At 65.1% G+C, this 17,380-nt stretch carries 16 protein-coding genes and 1 tRNA gene; 8 read left to right on the forward strand and 9 right to left on the reverse strand.

From position 1 onward, the window contains the following. Positions 1 to 82: 82 nt before the first annotated feature. On the reverse strand, positions 83 to 352 hold the full coding sequence (locus tag Q0316_RS10210; RefSeq protein WP_298671903.1) for a DUF3297 family protein: 270 nt from the start codon (positions 350 to 352) through the stop codon (positions 83 to 85). 101 nt (positions 353 to 453) lie between these two features. Continuing rightward, a complete protein-coding gene (locus tag Q0316_RS10215) occupies positions 454 to 816 on the reverse strand; it encodes a hypothetical protein (protein WP_298671905.1) in 363 nt (120 codons plus the stop codon). A gap of 133 nt (positions 817 to 949) precedes the next feature. Here Q0316_RS10215 and Q0316_RS10220 point away from each other — a divergent pair, with 133 nt between their 5' ends. Both Q0316_RS10220 and Q0316_RS10225 read left to right on the forward strand, forming a co-directional pair. Then, complete coding sequence (locus tag Q0316_RS10220; protein WP_298671907.1) at positions 950 to 1,351, forward strand: EVE domain-containing protein; 402 nt, start codon at positions 950 to 952, stop codon at positions 1,349 to 1,351. A 192-nt stretch (positions 1,352 to 1,543) separates the two neighbouring features. After that, positions 1,544 to 3,847, forward strand: a complete 2,304-nt coding sequence (locus Q0316_RS10225) for a TonB-dependent receptor (RefSeq protein ID WP_298672106.1) — start codon at positions 1,544 to 1,546, stop codon at positions 3,845 to 3,847. 228 nt (positions 3,848 to 4,075) lie between these two features. Here Q0316_RS10225 and typA read toward each other — a convergent pair whose 3' ends face one another. Further along, the gene (gene typA / locus Q0316_RS10230; RefSeq protein WP_298671909.1) at positions 4,076 to 5,899 is read right to left on the reverse strand and encodes a translational GTPase TypA; all 1,824 of its coding nucleotides are present in this window, start codon (positions 5,897 to 5,899) and stop codon (positions 4,076 to 4,078) included. A 277-nt stretch (positions 5,900 to 6,176) separates the two neighbouring features. On the opposite strand from typA, the gene Q0316_RS10235 reads away from it, so the two are divergent. Continuing rightward, complete coding sequence (locus Q0316_RS10235; protein WP_298671911.1) at positions 6,177 to 8,612, forward strand: TonB-dependent receptor; 2,436 nt, start codon at positions 6,177 to 6,179, stop codon at positions 8,610 to 8,612. A 12-nt stretch (positions 8,613 to 8,624) separates the two neighbouring features. Further along, complete coding sequence (locus Q0316_RS10240; protein ID WP_298671913.1) at positions 8,625 to 9,905, forward strand: aminotransferase class V-fold PLP-dependent enzyme; 1,281 nt, start codon at positions 8,625 to 8,627, stop codon at positions 9,903 to 9,905. A 107-nt stretch (positions 9,906 to 10,012) separates the two neighbouring features. Here the strand turns inward: Q0316_RS10240 and Q0316_RS10245 are convergent. Beyond that, a tRNA-Tyr gene (locus Q0316_RS10245) sits at positions 10,013 to 10,098 on the reverse strand. A 133-nt stretch (positions 10,099 to 10,231) separates the two neighbouring features. Here Q0316_RS10245 and Q0316_RS10250 point away from each other — a divergent pair. Both Q0316_RS10250 and rlmB read left to right on the forward strand, forming a co-directional pair. Further along, positions 10,232 to 11,833, forward strand: coding sequence for a M20/M25/M40 family metallo-hydrolase (locus Q0316_RS10250; protein WP_298671916.1), 1,602 nt, complete (start codon positions 10,232 to 10,234; stop codon positions 11,831 to 11,833). Next, positions 11,833 to 12,579, forward strand: coding sequence for a 23S rRNA (guanosine(2251)-2'-O)-methyltransferase RlmB (gene rlmB, locus Q0316_RS10255; RefSeq protein WP_298671919.1), 747 nt, complete (start codon positions 11,833 to 11,835; stop codon positions 12,577 to 12,579). The genes Q0316_RS10250 and rlmB overlap by 1 nt, the downstream gene beginning before the upstream one ends. Before the next feature lie 184 nt (positions 12,580 to 12,763). On the opposite strand, the gene Q0316_RS10260 is transcribed toward rlmB, so the two are convergent. Further along, on the reverse strand, positions 12,764 to 13,081 hold the full coding sequence (locus Q0316_RS10260) for a 2Fe-2S iron-sulfur cluster-binding protein (RefSeq protein WP_298671921.1): 318 nt from the start codon (positions 13,079 to 13,081) through the stop codon (positions 12,764 to 12,766). A gap of 54 nt (positions 13,082 to 13,135) precedes the next feature. Here Q0316_RS10260 and Q0316_RS10265 point away from each other — a divergent pair, with 54 nt between their 5' ends. Then, entirely contained in the window at positions 13,136 to 13,765 is a 630-nt protein-coding gene (locus Q0316_RS10265; RefSeq protein ID WP_298671922.1) for a DNA-3-methyladenine glycosylase 2 family protein, read from the forward strand. A gap of 157 nt (positions 13,766 to 13,922) precedes the next feature. On the opposite strand, the gene Q0316_RS10270 is transcribed toward Q0316_RS10265, so the two are convergent. The 3 genes from Q0316_RS10270 to Q0316_RS10280 form a co-directional block, all read right to left on the reverse strand. Next, the gene (locus Q0316_RS10270) at positions 13,923 to 14,249 is read right to left on the reverse strand and encodes an immunity 53 family protein (RefSeq protein WP_298671923.1); all 327 of its coding nucleotides are present in this window, start codon (positions 14,247 to 14,249) and stop codon (positions 13,923 to 13,925) included. Positions 14,250 to 14,388: 139 nt separating this feature from the next. Beyond that, a complete protein-coding gene (locus Q0316_RS10275) occupies positions 14,389 to 14,637 on the reverse strand; it encodes a hypothetical protein (protein ID WP_298671924.1) in 249 nt (82 codons plus the stop codon). Between the two features lie 86 nt (positions 14,638 to 14,723). Beyond that, positions 14,724 to 15,143, reverse strand: a complete 420-nt coding sequence (locus tag Q0316_RS10280) for a DUF2147 domain-containing protein (RefSeq protein WP_298671925.1) — start codon at positions 15,141 to 15,143, stop codon at positions 14,724 to 14,726. Between the two features lie 123 nt (positions 15,144 to 15,266). Between Q0316_RS10280 and Q0316_RS10285 the strand changes: the two genes are divergently transcribed. Next, complete coding sequence (locus tag Q0316_RS10285; RefSeq protein ID WP_298671926.1) at positions 15,267 to 16,559, forward strand: Nramp family divalent metal transporter; 1,293 nt, start codon at positions 15,267 to 15,269, stop codon at positions 16,557 to 16,559. A gap of 6 nt (positions 16,560 to 16,565) precedes the next feature. Here Q0316_RS10285 and Q0316_RS10290 read toward each other — a convergent pair whose 3' ends face one another. Further along, positions 16,566 to 17,345, reverse strand: coding sequence for a tyrosine-protein phosphatase (locus tag Q0316_RS10290; RefSeq protein WP_298671927.1), 780 nt, complete (start codon positions 17,343 to 17,345; stop codon positions 16,566 to 16,568). Positions 17,346 to 17,380 lie beyond the last annotated feature (35 nt).

Here is a 17,380-nt window from a genome sequence, read left to right on the forward strand (position 1 = left end):
CCCCTTCCATACGCGGGAAGGGGCCAAGCCCGGCCAGAACCTATTTGATCGGGATCGCCGTTCAGCCGGCGATCCCCCGGTATCAGGCTTCCTCGCCCTCGTTCGTTTCTTCCGCCGGGCGCTCGAACCATGCCTCGACCGGGCCGGAAAGCTTGATCGTCAGCGGGCGGCCATGGCGATCAACCTTCTTGCCCAGCGCAACGCGGATCCAGCCTTCGGAAATCGAATATTCCTCCACATCCTTGCGCTCGACACCCTTGAAACGGATGCCGACGCCGCGCTCCAGCGCGTCGCGGTGGAAATGCGGGCTGCGGGGGTCGATCGACAGATGGTCGGGAATGGTATCGCTCATGCGCCGCGCGCTTAGCGGATCATCGCCGCCGAACCAACGCAAAAACGGCGCGGGGGGAACCCCGCGCCGTCGCTGCGTGACATCGTTCAGCGCGCGCCCGATCAGCGGCAGACGCGTACCGGCACATCGCGGCCCCAATAGGGATCCCAGCGAAAACTGGTCCAGCAGCGCGGATAATAGGGCCGATAATTGTCGTAATAATATGGCTCGGGCGGCGGCGCGTAATAATAATCGCGATCATAATAGCGGCGATCATAATAGCGATCGCGGTTGCTCGACGCGATCGCCGCGCCGACGCCAAGGCCGATAATGCCGCCGACGATCGCCGCACCGGCAGCGTCACCGCCGCGATGCCCGTAGTGGCGATAACCGCCCCACCGCTGCGCCTCCGCAGGCGCCGCGGAAACGAGCGCGGTCGCGGCCAGCGCGACCCCAAGGCCCGCCTTTTTCAGAAAGCCATTCATATCGAACCTCCAAATACTCATACAGCGGTCCGCCTGACCAACGCACAATGATGCGACCGTGTTGCCTTTGCTAGGCGAGTCGGGCTGAATGGGGCCGGAATATGACATTCACCCCCGGTTTAGGTGCGCGATCATGCCCCATTGGCTGCTGAAATCAGAACCCGAAAGCTATTCGTGGGACGATCTGGTGCGCGATGGCGCCACCGAATGGGATGGCGTCCGCAACCATGCCGCCGCCGCGCATCTGCGCGCGATGCAGCCGGGCGACCATGCGCTGATCTACCATAGCGGGAAGGACAAGGCCGCGGTCGGCATCGCGGAGGTGACGCGCGGGCCGCGGAAGGACGGCGCGGAAGGCAATTGGGTATCGGTCGCGATCAGGCCGGTCGCCCCCCTTCCCTTTCCCGTTACGCTCGCCACAATGAAGGCGGCGCCGGGGCTTGCCAGCCTGGCGATGCTCCGCCAGTCACGGTTGTCGGTGTCACCCGTCGGCAACACCGAATGGGAAATCATCACGGCGATGTCCAAAGGTTGATGCAAGCGCCCGGAATGCGGCGGCATTTCATCTTTCGGACACAAACCGCCTCTAGCGGCCACCCCCAGCAGGTTCACAGCGGCATTAAGACGGAGAACGCAATCGCGCGCGCCCATCAGGGGAGCGCCGTTCGCGTCTTTCGTGCTGCGGTAAACCCGTCGGATTAAAAGCAAAGAGGGAACCAACGTGTCCATTCGTCATCGCTTCCGCCCCGTGCTGCTCGCGGGCGCGGCTGCCGGCCTCGCCGTTTTCGCGGCCCCCGCATACGCCCAGACCGCCGACACCGCCGCCGCAGCCACCGAAGGCAGCGGGCTGAGCGAAATCGTCGTCACCGCCGAACGCCGCAGCGAGAATATGCAGCGCGTGCCGGTTTCGGTCGCCGCCGTCAGCGGCGCGGATATGCGCAATTTCCAGGCGGCGGGCGAAGACATCCTCGCCCTCTCCGGCCGCGTGCCGAGCCTGTATGTCGAAACGACGACCGGCCGCATCTTCCCGCGCTTCTACATCCGCGGCCTCGGCAACGTCGATTTCTATCTCGGCGCGTCGCAGCCGGTGTCGATCATCCAGGACGACGTGGTGCTTGAACATGTCGTGCTGAAATCGAACCCGGTATATGACGTGGCACAGGTCGAAGTGCTGCGCGGCCCGCAAGGCTCGCTGTTCGGTCGCAACACCACCGCCGGCATCATCAAGTTCGACACGAACAAGCCGACGATGGACTGGGAAGGCCGTGGCACCGCCTCATGGGGCAGCTACAATACCGTGTCGGCGGACGTCGGCATCGGCGGCCCGATCGTCGCCGACAAGCTGGCGTTCCGCGTTTCGGGCCTGTGGCAGCATCGCGATAACTGGGTCGACAACAATTTCACCGGCGTCGGCGCTGATGGCACCACGGGCGGCAAGAAGCAGATGGGCGGTTTCAACGATCGCAACGCCCGCCTCCAGTTGCTGTTCACCCCGACCGACAATTTCTCGGTCGACGTCTCGGGCCATGTCCGCGATTATGACGGCACCTCGACGCTGTTCCATCGCGCCGCGCTGAAGAAGGGCTCGAACAATGTTCAGGCCGAGCCGCGCAACGCCGTTGCCTATGACGAAGCCGCCGGCAATCCGCAGGCATACAAGACGCAGGGCGCGTCGGTGCGCGCGGCGTGGAATTTCGGCGGCGCGACGCTGACCTCGATCACCGCTTACGAGCATTCCTCGGGCTATAGCCGCGGCGATACCGATGGCGGCGCGGCGGTGAACTTCCCCGTCAACGGCCAACCCAACGGCTTCGGCCAGAGCGAAGGCTATCTGCGCGGGCTCGATCAGTGGACGCAGGAACTGCGCCTCTCGTCGAACAATAGCGGTGCGTTCAAGTGGCAGTTCGGCGGCTTCTATTTCGACAGCCGCGACATCACCGATTTCTATCAGCGCGCCTATTTCCTGACGCCGCCCGCGAACAATCCGAACAACTGGGTGCGGCTGCATGACGTGAACACGTCCTGGGCGGTGTTCGGTCAGGCCAGCTACACGCTCGACAAGCTGACGCTGACCGCCGGTGCGCGCTACACCGAGGATCGCAAGGAAACCACGCTGCTTCAGGCCGCGATGAACGCCGCGGGCACCACGGTGAACTTCCCGGCCAACGCGCCGCGCAACGTGAAGCTCACCGGCAAGGAACCGAGCTGGGATATCTCCGCGCTATATGCGGTCAACCCGGACGTGAACCTCTACGCCCGCGTCGCGCGCGGCTTCCGTGGCCCGACGATCCAGGGGCGTTCGGCGGTGTTCGGCGCGGCCTTCACCACGGCGGATTCGGAAACGATCATGTCGTATGAAGCCGGCTTCAAATCGCAGCCGACCTCGAACCTGCGCTTCAACGCCACGGCCTTCGCCTATACGGTGAAGAACATCCAGCTCAACGGCAACGACGAGTTCGGCAATGGCGTGCTGTTCAACGCCAACCACGCCAATGCCTATGGCATCGAGGCTGAGGCCGAGTGGCGCCCGATCCGCAACATCACCTTCACGCTGGGCGCGAGCGCACTGCACACGAAGATCAAGGACAGCCGCGTCTACGCGCAGGTCTGCGCGCTCAACGGGCAGGTCGTGCGCACCGTGCTCGATCCGATGATTAAGGTCGGCAACAATTATTTCGCGTCGATCAACGGCAATTCGCTGCCGAACGCGCCGACGTTCAACATCGACGGGGCGGTGCGTTATGATATCCCGCTTGGCAATGGCGGCAATTTCTTCGTCGGCGCCGATGCCAATGTGCAGGGCTACACCAACTTCGTGCTCTATCGCACGAAGGAGTTCTACGCGAACGGCAACCTCGAACTCGGCCTGAAGGCCGGCTACACCACGCCGGACAAGAAGTATGAGATCGCCGCCTTCGCGCGGAACGTCACGGGCGAGAAGAACCTGAAGGGCGTGATCGAAAACTATATGGCGGCGGTGTTCAACGAGCCGCGCGTGATCGGCGTGTCGGTTTCCGGCCGCTTCAACTGATCGAACGCCTTGGGCGGGTCGCTGGCCGATCCGCCCAAGGCATCCTGCGTCGGGCGATGCCCGGACGGGCGCACGAAAAAAGGGCGGGATGGCTGATGCCACCCCGCCCTTTTTCTTATTGATTAAGCCCCTCCCCTTCAGGGGTGGGGGATGTCTCACCAAGACTGCTGCCTGCGGCCAGGCCCCACCCCAACGCCTCCCCCAAGGGGGAGGGGCGCTTTCAGGAGGTTACGCCGCCTGCTTCGCCCGCGACGCGCGCTTGCGCTCGTGCGGATCGAGGTGGCGCTTGCGCAGCCGGATCGACTTGGGCGTCACCTCGACCATCTCGTCGTCGTCGATATAGGCGATCGCCTGTTCCAGCGTCATCTTCTTCGGCGGGGTCAGGCGGATCGCATCATCCTTGCCGCCGCTTGCGCGGAAGTTCGTCAGTTGCTTCGCCTTCATCGGATTGACCTCAAGGTCATCCGTCTTGGCGTTCTCGCCGATAATCATGCCTTCGTAGAGCGCCTCGCCGTGGCCGACGAACAGGATGCCGCGTTCTTCGAGCGGGCCGAGCGCATAGGAATTGGCCTCGCCCGCGCCGTTCGAGATCAGCACGCCATTTTTGCGGCCTTCGATATTCCCTTTGTGCGGGCCATATTTCTCGAACAATCGGTTCATGATCCCGGTGCCACGCGTGTCGGACAGGAATTCGCCATGATAGCCGATCAGCCCGCGCGAGGGCGCGCTGAAGGTGATGCGGGTCTTCCCGCCGCCCGACGGGCGCATGTCGGTCAGCTCGGCCTTACGCAGGTTCATCTTCTCGACGACCGTGCCCGAATGTTCCTCGTCCACGTCGATCACGACGGTTTCATAAGGCTCGGTCTTCTTGCCGTCCTCGTCCTCGCCGAACAGCACGCGCGGGCGGCTGATGCCCAGTTCGAAGCCTTCGCGGCGCATCGTCTCGATCAGCACGCCGAGCTGAAGCTCGCCACGCCCGGCGACTTCATAGCTGTCACGGTCGGCAGCCTCGGTCACCTTGATCGCGACATTCGATTCGGCTTCGCGGAACAGGCGATCGCGGATCATCCGCGAGGTCACCTTGCTGCCTTCGCGCCCGGCCATCGGCGAATCGTTCACCGCGAACCGCATCGACAGCGTCGGCGGGTCGATCGGCTGCGCGTGCAGCGGCTCCAGAACGCTGGTGTCCGAGATCGTGTTCGACACCGTCGCCACCGTCAGGCCGGCCATCGAGATTATATCGCCCGCCTTGGCCTCATCGACCGGCACACGATCCAGCCCGCGGAACGACATGATCTTCGACGCGCGCCCGGTTTCGACGATCTTCCCGTCGTTATCCATCGCGTGGATCGGCTGGTTGAGCTTCACCGTGCCCGAATTGACCCGCCCGGTGAGAATGCGGCCAAGGAAGTTGTCACGATCGAGCAGCGTCACCAGGAAGGTGAACGGCGCGTCCTTGTCCAGGTTGGGCGGCGGCACATGATTGACGATCGTTTCGAACATCGGGCGCAGCGTGCCTTCGCGCGCATCCATGTCCGTTGAGGCGTAGCCGTTGCGGCCAGAGGCATAAAGCACGGGGAAATCAAGCTGTTCGTCCGACGCCTCAAGCGTCACGAACAGATCGAACACCTCGTCCAGCACTTCCTGGATACGCGCATCGCTGCGATCGACCTTGTTGACCACGACGATCGGGCGCAGGCCCAGCGCCAGCGCCTTGCCGGTGACGAACTTCGTCTGCGGCATCGCGCCTTCAGCCGAATCGACCAACAGGATCACGCCGTCGACCATCGAGAGGATGCGTTCCACCTCGCCGCCGAAATCGGCGTGGCCGGGGGTGTCGACGATGTTGATCCGCGTGCCTTCCCACTCGATCGAAGTGGGCTTGGCAAGGATCGTGATGCCGCGCTCCCGCTCCAGATCGTTCGAGTCCATGACGCGTTCCTCGACGCGCTGATTCTCTCGAAACGTGCCGGATTGGCGGAAAAGCTGATCGACGAGAGTGGTTTTGCCATGATCGACGTGCGCGATGATGGCGATGTTGCGCAGATTCATCGGTGTTCCTGGAATGGCCGCAGGGCGCGCGGCGTTGCGCGCGCCGATAGCGCATTTGCTGCATTGCGACTAGAGCCAGCGCGCAAAGCGTTTTCAAGCCGCCGCCAGCCCGTCTGAACGGATCGCTCGCCGCGCCACGCCACCGGGCCCGCGAATACACCGCAACAGCGACCTAAGCCATCGCCGCCACGGTTTCTCATTTACGTAACCCGCCCGTCGCCAATGCGTCATCCGCCACTGCGATAGGCCCGCCTGGAACCTGCCAGGAGGGCAACAGATGAATTCGGTGTTTCGTTTCGGATACAGTGGGTTGGTGGTGATTTCGATGCTGGCGATGCCGGCGCTGGCCCATGCCGCCGATGCCCCGCCCGCCAGCGGCGCCCCGGCTCCCGGCGATGACACTGAAACCGCCGACCTCATCATCGTCACCGGCACCCGATCGCAGGCGCAGACGCAGTTCACCGCCCTGTCGCCGATCGACGTTTTCTCCGCCAAGACGCTGCAATCCACCGTCTCCAGCAGCCTGGACGGCAGCCTGGCGCAGTTGATCCCTTCGTTCAGCGTGAAGCGCCTTCCCTCGTCGGATGGCCTGCAGTTCGTCCGCCCGGCGTCGCTCAACGGCCTGTCGCCGGACATGACGCTGGTGATGATTAACGGGAAGCGTTTCCACCGCTCGGCATTCCTCGGCAGCGGCGGCGCGCAGGCCGCCGATCTCGCGCAGATTCCTTCCTATGCGATCAGCCATGTCGAGGTGCTGCGCGATGGCGCGTCGGCGCAATATGGTTCGGATGCGATCGCGGGCGTGGTCAACGTCATGCTCGATGAAAAGCCCGGCTTCTCGGCCTATGCCCAAGGCTCGCAATATTATGCGGGAGACGGCACGCAGTGGCAGGCGGGTGCCCGCGCCGGCTTCAGGCTGCAAGGCGGCGGCCACCTCGTCATCGCCGGCGAATACAGCAATGCGAGCGCAACCTCGCGCACCCGCCAGCGCCCGGACGCGATCGCGTTTCAGGCCGCCAATCCGCAGATCAAGGTGCCCGATCCGGTGCAGAACTGGGGCAACCCGGAGGTAAAGGCGCTGAAGCTGGTGGTGGATGCCGCCACGCCGATCGCGCCGGGGATCGAACTTTACACGTTCGGCACATTCGCCCGCACGCGCGGCATGAACGATATCAACTGGCGCAATCCGTCGACCAACGCGAATATCTTCGGCACCACCGCGATCTTCCCCGGCTGGGATCTCAACAAGCTTTTCCCGGCCGGTTTCACCCCCCATGAGGGCATCCGGGCGAAGGACGGCCAGGCGGTGGGCGGCGTACGCCGCACCGGCAGCGGGAATTTCACCTGGGATTTGAGCGCGTCTTATGGCGTGAACAACACGCAATTCGTGCTGAACAATTCGATCAACGCCTCGCTCGGCCCGAAAAGCCCGTTCAATTTCAATCTCGGCCACCAGATTCAACGCGAGTTCAATCTCAACGCCGATGCCGTCTATCAACTCGATATGGCGGGCCTGCCCCGCCCGGTGAGCATCGCGTTCGGCGCGGAGCGGCGGGTCGAGACCTATCAGGTGATCGCCGGCGATCCGGCCTCCTATGCGGTCGGCCCCGGCGCGGCGGCGGGGCTGGCGGCGCAGTCGAACGGGTTTCCGGGCTTCGGCCCCTCGCAGGCAGGATCGTGGAGCCAGACCGATTATGCCGGTTATCTCGACGTGCAGGTGCCGCTGACCGAGGCGTGGACGATCGAGGGCGCGCTGCGCGACGAGAATTACGACACGTTCGGCAACACGTTCAATTACAAGATCGCGACACGTTATGAGTTCGCGCCCGGCATCGCGGTGCGCGGTGCGTTTTCAACCGGGTTCAAGGCCCCCAGCCCCGGCCAGCTCAACGCGACCAGCATCAGCCAGGGGCTGGATACCAAAACGCTGCAACTGTTCACCACAGGCCGCCTCTCGCCGCTCAATCCCGTCGCGGCGTTCTTCGGCGCGAAGGCGCTCGAACCCGAGGAATCGAAAACCGCGACCGCCGGCTTCGTATGGCGCACCGGCAGCGGCCTGAGCGGCTCGCTCGATATCTATCAGATCAAGGTGACGAAGCGCTTCAGCCTCTCTCCCACCTTTGTCGTGACCCCGGCGATCCGCGCCCAGCTCGTCGCGCTCGGCGTGGCGGGCGCGGGCGATTTCACCAACGTGAACTTCTTCACCAATGATTTCGACACCCGCACGCGCGGGCTGGATTTCGTGCTGTCGTACAATCACCCCGTCGGGCCGGGCCGCCTCAACGCGACCGCTGCTTATTCCTTTACCGATACCAAGGTGATCTCCGGCTCGCTGACCAGCGCGAACAGCGTAACGCAGCGCACGATCTTCGAAAACGGCCTTCCCCGGCACAACGCCACCGGGACGATAACCTATGACATCGGCAAGCTGACGCTGCTCGCCCGCAGCCGTTATTATGGGGCGTGGACGGATTCGAGCGGCAATGCCACCGGCGATATCTTCCAGCGTTTCGGCGGCCTTGCCTTTTTCGACGCCTCGGTCAGCTATGCGGTGAACCAGCGGGTCGCCGTGCGGATCGGCGCGGAGAATATCTTCAACACCTATCCCGACAAGGCGCTGTTCCAGGCCAGCCGCGGCCTCGTCTATTCGCGCAACTCACCATACGATACCAACGGCGGCAATTATTACGCGCGCCTCGAATTCAAATATTGAGGCAGGAGCGAGATGACGAGCAACCCTACGCGCCGGCAGGTGCTGAGCATCACGGCGGCAACCGGGGCGCTTGCCGTCCCGCTTGCCGCGCGCGCCGATGATCTTCCCGCCGGTGGCGCGGCGCCCGATGACGAAGCCTATTGGCGCCGCGTCGCGCGCCAGTTCGATCTGCCCACCGGCATCGTCCAGCTCGAAAACGGCAATTGGGGCGCGATGGCGCGCCCGGTGCTGGCGGCCTATCAGCGCCGGCTGGCGCAGGTGAACACGGATACGTCTTATTATTCGCGACGTGGTTTCGGCGCGGACGCAGCGGCGATCCGCGCGCGCGTCGCCGCCGAACTGGGCACCGCGCCGGCGGAGATCGCCTTCACGCGCGGCGCGACCGAAGCACTCCTTTCGCTGATCGGCGGCTACAACCGGCTGCGACCCGGCGATCAATTGCTTTATGCCGATCTCGATTATGACAGTATGCAGGCCGGGATCCGCTCGGTCGCGCGGCGGCGGGGGCTGGAGGCGATCAGCATCGCGCTGCCCGAGCCAGCGACGTATCAGGGCGTAATCGACGCTTATGCGGCGGCGCTGGCCGCGCATCCACGCGTGCGGCTGATGCTGCTCACCCATGTCAGCCACCGGACGGGGCTCGTCCTGCCGGTGCGCGAGATTGTCGCCATGGCGCGACAGCGCGGCGTCGACGTGATCGTCGATTCCGCGCACGCCTGGGGGCAGCTCGATTTCAAGGTCGATGATCTTGGCGCCGATTTCGTCGGGTTCACCTGCCAGAAATGGATCGGCGCACCGCTCGGCGTGGGCGTGATCTATATCCGACGCGATCGGCTCGATGCGATAGACGTGAATATTGGCGAGGATGCCGCGCCGCGCGATACCACGCAGCAGCGCATCCACACCGGCACCACCGATATCGCCGCGCTGCTGACGGTCAACGACGCACTCGATTTCCACCAGCGGATCGGTGCCCGCGCCAAGGAAGCGCGCCTGCGCCATCTGCGGGACCATTGGGCCGAACAGGCCCGCGGCCTGCCGGCGATCGACGTTCTGACCCCGAGCGATCCGCGCATGACCTGCGCACTGACCTCATTCCGGATGAGCGGGCGCACCAGCATCGCCGACAATCGCGCGCTGGCGAAGCAATTGCTCGATCGCTTCGGCATCTTCACCGTCGATCGTGACGGGCCTGCGCGCGGGGCATGTGTTCGCGTCACGCCGGGCATCTTTACCGGGATCGGTGAGATCGACCGCCTGGTAAGCGCCCTGCGCATCCTGTCTCGATCCTGATATCCGGGAGTGAACGGCGGCCCGTGCGGCTTCGCCGCGGGGCCGCGCTTTGCAGCTTCTGCCGCGATATCACCGTATCTGTCCGGAGGAACCGCTTCGACGAGCGGTGGTGGAAGGGGCTGGATTCGAACCAGCGTACACTTGCGTGGGCAGATTTACAGTCTGCTGCCTTTAACCACTCGGCCACCCTTCCCAGGTGTCGCTTCGTCGAAGCGAGGGCGCCCAATGCCGAAGCCGGGCGGCGGTGTCAACGCACTGGTGTTCATCGCGGGCGACGGGCATAGCATCGCGCAACAAAATAACGCCGGAAGGGAAGACACAGGCATATGCGACATCTGTTGCTCGCGGCGGCGGCGGTCATCACCGTGCCGTTTCAGGCTCTCGCCCAGGATCAGGCGGCTACCGCGCGAATCATCGACGAGGGCATGAGCCATTCGCAGGTGATGCTAACCGCGCAGCATCTGACCGACGTGATCGGCCCGCGCCTCACCAATTCACCCGCGATCCGCAAGGCGGAGGAATGGACGCAGGCGAGATTTCGCGACTGGGGGCTGAAGAACGTCCACAAGGAAGGCTATCTGTTCGGGCGCGGCTGGTGGATCGAAAAATCGAGCGTGCGGATGGTGACGCCGCGCCCGATCCAGTTGACCGCGATCCCGATCGCCTGGACGCCGCCGACCAATGGCACGTTGAGCGCGCCGATCTTCGTCGCGCCAATGAAGCGCGTGCAGGATTTCGCGCAATATAAGGGCAAGCTCGCCGGCAAGATCGTGCTGGTCTCGCAGCCCGGCACCGGATCGGAGAGCACGCGGGCGCCGTTCCGCCGCTATACCGGCGAGGAACTCGCCAAGCTCGACGAGTTCGAACAGCCGAAATTCGATCCCGATGCCGACAAGCGCACGCTGGAGCACGCCGATTTCGAGGAACAGCGCGATGCCTTCCTGAAGGCGGAGGGCGCGCTCGCCTATGCCACCATCTCCTATCGCGACGGGATGCTGCTGCACGGCGAAGGCTATATGTTCGAGGCGGGCAAATCCCCCGCCCTGCCCGGCGTGCAGATCGCGGCGGAGGATTATCGCCGGCTCGCGCGGCTGGCGAAGACCGGCGATGCCCCGACGCTCGAAATCAACAGCCTGACGCATTATGACGACAGCGACGTCAACGCCTACAATATCTTAGCGGAAATCCCCGGCACCGATCCCAAGGCGGGATATGTGATGGCCGGCGCGCATCTCGATAGCTGGGTGGCGGGTGACGGCGCGACGGACAATGCCGCCGGTTCGGCGATGATAATGGAGGCGGCGCGCATCCTCTCCACGCTCGGCGTGCGCCCGAAGCGGACGATTCGCTTCGCGCTATGGACGGGCGAGGAGCAGGCGCTGCTCGGCAGCCTTGCCTGGGTGGAAAAGAATCTCGCCACGCGCGGCGCGGCGAACGATCCGCCGCTCACCGGCCAGCGGCGCTATTACGAATGGGGCAAGCGTTGGCCGATCAACAGGCAGCCGGGCTATGATGCGCTTGCGGCCTATTTCAATATCGACAATGGCTCCGGCAAACTGCGCGGCATCTATGCCGAGAACAATCCGGCGGCGGGCAAGATATTCGCCGAATGGATGGCGCCGTTCCGCGCGATGGGGATGACGCAGGTGGCGATCGCGCCGACCGACGGGACCGATCACGTGTTCATGCAGGCGGTTGGCGCGCCCGGTTTCCAGTTCATTCAGGATCCGCTCGATTACGGCAGCCGCACGCATCATTCGTCCGCCGACACCTTCGATCACCTGAAGGCGGATGATATGCGGCAGGGCGCGACGATCCTTGCCTCCTTCCTGCTGAATGCGGCCAATGCCGAAAAGCCCTTGCCCCGGCCGCCGCTGCCGACCAAGCCGGTTGTCACCGATCCCTTTGCCTATCCGGAAAACAACTGATGGCCCGTCGTGGACACCGCCCCTCCAAGCCCAGCGGAGGCCGCACGCGCTTCTGGGGGCGCCACGCCGTCATCGCGGCGCTGGCCAACCCCGAACGCGTCGTGCGCAAGATGTGGGGCACGCGCGAGGCGCTGGCCGGTCTCGATCTCCCGTCGGACCTGCCGGTGGTCTTCGCCGATGTCGCCGATCTCGGTCGCATGGTGCCCAGCGATGCGCCGCATCAGGGGCTGGTGGCCGAGGTCGATCCGCTGGAGGAAATCTGGCTGGGCGACCTGCTTGAACAGGGGCGCGACGATCGGCGCCCGCTAGTCGTGCTCGATCAGGTGACCGATCCGCATAATGTCGGCGCGATCATGCGCTCGGCGGCGGCATTCGATGCGCTGGGCATCATCACGCAGGATCGCCACGCGCCGCCCGAATCCGGGGTGCTGGCGCGATCCGCCTCGGGCGCGCTGGAAACCGTGCCATGGGTGCGCGTGGTGAATCTCGCCCGCGCGCTGGAGGAAATCGCGGAGGCGGGTTTCTGGCGCATCGGGCTGACCGGCCATGCCACGCTGACGCTGGGCGAGGCGATCGGCAATGAGCGGATCGCGATCGTGCTGGGCGCCGAGGGCGAAGGAATGCGCCAGAACACCGAGGCGCATTGCGATCAGCTCGCCAAGCTGCCGATCTCACCGAAGGTCGAGAGCCTGAACGTATCGAACGCCGCCGCGATCGCGCTCTATGCGGTCGCGGCGCGCGGGTAGGAAAGCGCTGCGCCGTCACCGTGCGGGCGGCGCGCCGTGAACCCCGGCGCGAAGCCGGGGAAGCTATCCTGCCACCAAGCGACGACGGCAAAGCCGCCGTCGGACGGGTCCGCTGGCGCGGCCCGCTGGCCGTGTCGGGCGATACGCTTTGCGCACCGGCGTGCGGCCCGCGCGCCTTCGCCCGTCAGTCTTCTTCGGCGATGCGCACCTTCAGGCCGTCAAGCTCCGCGGTGAACGGAATCTGGCACGACAGGCGCGAGTGCGCGTCGCGATCGCTTGACGAATCGAGCAGGTCGTTCTCGTCCTCGCTCATCGCCGGCAGTTTGGCCGCAAATTCCGGGTCGACATGGACGTGGCAGGTGGCGCAGCTGCAGCAGCCACCGCACAGCGCCAGGATCTCATCAATGCCGCCATCGCGGATCACCTCCATCACCGACAGACCCGCTTCGCCGTCCAGCGCGCGCTCTTCCCCATCCCGCGTTACGACGATAAGCTTCGGCATCATGCTCTCCGTTGAAATTTCCCAGCCCCATGCCTTCCTTCGCGAGATGCCGCAATGGGGCTGAGCGAGGCGCAACTTCGCGCGGGTATCGACGAATTGGGGGTGATCGAGCCCAAATTCGCGTCCGCGCTCGCCCGCGTCGGCTATCCCGCGCCCCGGATTCGCGATCGCGGCTATGCCACGCTGTTGCGCACGATCGTCGGGCAGCAGGTGAGCGTGAAGGCGGCAGACGCCGTTTGGCGCAAGCTGGAAGCGCAGATCGGCGACCCCACCGATCCGGCAATCGTCGCGCGCGCCAGTGACGAGGAACTGCGCGCCTGCGGCTTTTCGCGCCAGAAATCGGGCTATGCGCGCAGCCTCGCCGATGAAGTGCTGAGCGGGCGGCTCGATCTCGCCAACCTTCCCGCTGACGACGAGGAAGCGATCGCGAACCTGATTCGCGTGAAAGGCATCGGTCGCTGGTCGGCGGAAATCTATCTGCTGTTCGCCGAAGGGCGCCCCGATATCTGGCCGGCGGGCGATCTGGCGGTGCAGATCGAGGTGGGGCGTATCCTCGGCCACGAAACCCGCCCGAGCGAGAAACTGACCCGAGACCTCGCCGAAGCATGGCGCCCCCATCGCGGCGCGGCGGCGATCTTCACCTGGCACCATTATGGCGCGGGAGTGGATGCCGCGCCGGTGTGAATGTGGGGGAGCGGCATAACCTGACCAGGCGGCGAGGTTGGCGTGTCCGGGCGTTAGCAGGGCAGTTCGTGCCCGCGTGAATTTGCGGGGCAAACAGCCAGGATTGGGTGGGAAGCAGCCTAGCGGCTTTCGTCGAAGATAAGCGAAAACCGGCCACTTATCCTGACGCCTCGACCCATTGCCGAAAGACTCCAATGGCAGCCAGTAAGTCCAGCGGTCCGCAGGCAACGGCAAAGGTGTCGCCTTCTAGGCGCGCGACCCACCAGCTTCCGGTCCGCTGCCATTCCTCCAGATCACCGCTAGGCTCACCATGTTCCGCGCGCTCGAAGGCTCGACCTTGCATCTGCGTGTCGGCCAAGTCGATCTTCAGCGACCAGCCGGGGTTGTCGATCGTGTCGATCTTTACTCCGTAGGAGAGCTCCCAGTCGCTATCGCATTGGGCCAGATACCAGCGGCTGAGCCAGGCTAAATTGTCGTCGCTCATACGAGCAGCATCAACCAGCGCGGCTATGTCTGCAATCGAGAATGGCCAACCGCACCGGAAACGGCAACAACTGCGGCGCCAACGGCCTGCCCGGTGCTGGCGGCCGGTTTCGCGCCAGCGAACGGCTTGAGGTAGGTGGTTAGCTGCCGATCCCGTGAGGCCAAAGTACCATCGCAGCGGTGCCGATAATTCCAAGGCAGAAGGGGATTGCGAGTAGCGCGGTTGCGGCCCAGAATTTACCTGGCTCGCTTTGGCGGTTCCCCGATAGATGGAGGCCGAAATAACCGCACTCCATAGTGCCGAAGCGAAAGCCATTGACGAGGAGCCATCCGAACAAGCCGGTGACGCAAACCATCAGCATTGGGCTGTAAACGCCTTCACTCATCATTTCGCCCTCCGCTTCGCGCGGCAAAATGCGCCACCTTGCGAACGGCCATTATTGCGGCGCTTCCCGCCGCCGCCAGTCGCCCGCCCTCACCGCGCCGGTCGCCACACCTGCGTCTGGCAGAACATCGCGACGCAGCCCTGCACGTTGAGCGAGCCATCCGCGTTGCGGACGACGATCGACTTGAATGTCTTGCCCCGGCGTGGATCGTAGATTTCGCCGCGCCAATCCTTGCCCTGATCGGTGAGGCCCAGCAGGATCGGCATTCCGAGGAACGGGCGCGTGCGGAGCGCGGGATCGGGATTCTTCACATCCGTCGTCGGCGCTCCCGGCGTCGGCTTCACGATCGTCGCGAGCTTGCCGCACATCGCATTGTTGCACGCGACGACAGCGACGATGCCCGATCCATCGGCTGTGAAATAGCGCCCGGCGATCGGCTCCGCGGCATAGGCGCTCCATGACGAAGCGGCGAGAACCAGCGCGGCGGCGAGCGGGGGGAGGCGGTGCATCGGGCGAAGGTGCCGCCAGCGGCGGCTTTCGGCAAGCCTGTTTCCATTGATCGTGAATCGCGGTTGAACCGCATCGCACCGTCCCGCATTGAGGCCGGGATGACCCGGTCCCTCATTCAGACGATGCGTTCCCTGCCGGAAAGCCATGCCACGATCCCCGTGCCGCGCGGCGCCGGTTTCTGGCGTAAATTCCTCGCCTTTGCCGGGCCGGGCTGGCTGGTCGCGGTCGGCTATATGGACCCCGGCAACTGGGCGACCGACATCGCCGGGGGATCGGCGTTCGGCTATGCCCTGCTCTCGGTCGTGCTGCTGTCGAACCTGATGGCGATCGTGCTTCAGGCGCTGGCCGCGCGGCTTGGAATTGGGGCGGGGCTCGATCTCGCGCAGGCGTGTCGCGCTTATTATTCGCGCCGCGTGTCGATGGTGCTGTGGGTGCTGTGCGAGATCGCGATCGTCGCCTGCGATCTGGCGGAGGTGCTGGGCACGGCGATCGCGCTCCAGTTGCTGTTCGGCCTGCCGCTGGTCGCCGGCGTCTGCGTCACCGCGCTCGATGTGCTCCTGATCCTCGCGTTGCAGCGTTTCGGCTTCCGGCGGCTGGAGGCGTTTATCGCCGCGCTGCTCATCATCATCGCCGGCTGTTTCGCGCTGGAACTGATCTGGGCCGGGCCGGACTGGCGCGCGGCGGCGCGCGGGCTGGTGCCGACCGCCGAGATCGTCCGCAATCCGGCGATGCTCTATATCGCGATCGGCATCCTCGGCGCCACGGTGATGCCGCACAATCTCTACCTTCATTCCGCCGTCGTGCAGACCCGCGCCTTCGGGCCCGCCGAAGGGGAGCGGCGCGAGGCGATCCGCATGGCGACGATTGATTCCACCGTGTCGCTTGGCCTTGCATTCTTCATCAACGCCGCGATCCTGGTGCTGGCGGCGGCGACCTTCCACGTAGCGGGGCGCACCGATGTGGCGGAGATCGAGGATGCGCACCGCCTGCTGGCGCCGATGCTTGGCGTGGGCGCGGCGAGCACGGTGTTCGCCATCGCGCTGCTGGCGAGCGGGCAGAACTCAACCGTAACGGGCACGCTCGCCGGGCAGATCGTGATGGAGGGGTTCCTCGATCTGCGGATGCCGATGTGGCTGCGGCGGGTGGTTACGCGCGGGCTGGCGCTGGTGCCGGCGGTCGCGGTGGTGGTGGTGATGGGCGATGGCGGCGCGACCAGGCTGCTGCTGCTCAGCCAGGTGATCCTCAGTATGCAATTGCCGTTCGCGGTCATCCCGCTGGTCGCCTTCACCGGCAGCGGCAGGGTGATGGGCGCCCACGCCGCGCCGCGCTGGCTCCGGGCGCTCGCCTGGGTGATCGCTGGCGTGATCGTGGTGCTGAACGCGATCCTGCTATGGGGTCTGGCGTTCGATCGCTAAGCCGGCTCAGCCGATCATGCGCGCGGCGATCGCCTCCCGTCGGGCGGCGTCCACGCCCAGCACCTGTTCGGCATAGCGCGCGATATCGCCATGCCGCTCGCGGATCGCGGCAAAGGCAGTGCGGAGATAGTCCGCCTCGACCGACATGAGCGCGATCACCGCCTCATCGCTCATCCGCGGGCCGTAACGCTCGCGGACCGAGCCCGCCGCGCTGGCGATGCGGCGCGCGGGATCGCCGGCGGTGTTGGTGAGGAGATAATCCGCCATCACCTCATCGTCGTTCACGCCCAGCAGATGGTGAAACAGCGCGACCGCCAGCCCGGTGCGATCCTTGCCGGCAAGGCAGTGGAGCAGGCTCGCCGCGCCGCGCGTCTCCAGCGCTTCGAAATAGAGCCTGAGCGAGCGGATCAGCACATCGCGATACGGCATGGTGGCGTAAAGCCGCTTCATCCCGGCGCGCGCCTCATCGGCGGTGGTGATTCCGGCCCCTGCCTCCTCATGCGGGGCGAGTTCGCTGCCGGTCGTCTCGCCGGGGGCGAAGATCACCACACCATCGAATCCGGGATGCCGCAGGCACGGGCTGATCCGCCGCTCCATATCGCCGCGCAGATCGACCACGGTGGCGATGCCGAGCGCGGCGACACTGGCGAGATCGCCCGGCGTGGCGTCGCCATGCTGGCCGGAGCGCCACAAAAGCCCCGTGCGGATGCGGCCCGCTGGCGTGTCGTAACCGCCATAATCGCGGAAATTGTGGATGCCTTCGAAGCTCAGCACGCGATCAGTCATGCAGATTGGCTAGCCGATCCGCATCGCATTGTCGC

Origin of the sequence: uncultured Sphingomonas sp. (assembly GCF_937871615.1) — a bacterium.
Taxonomy (GTDB): Bacteria; Pseudomonadota; Alphaproteobacteria; order Sphingomonadales; family Sphingomonadaceae; genus Sphingomonas.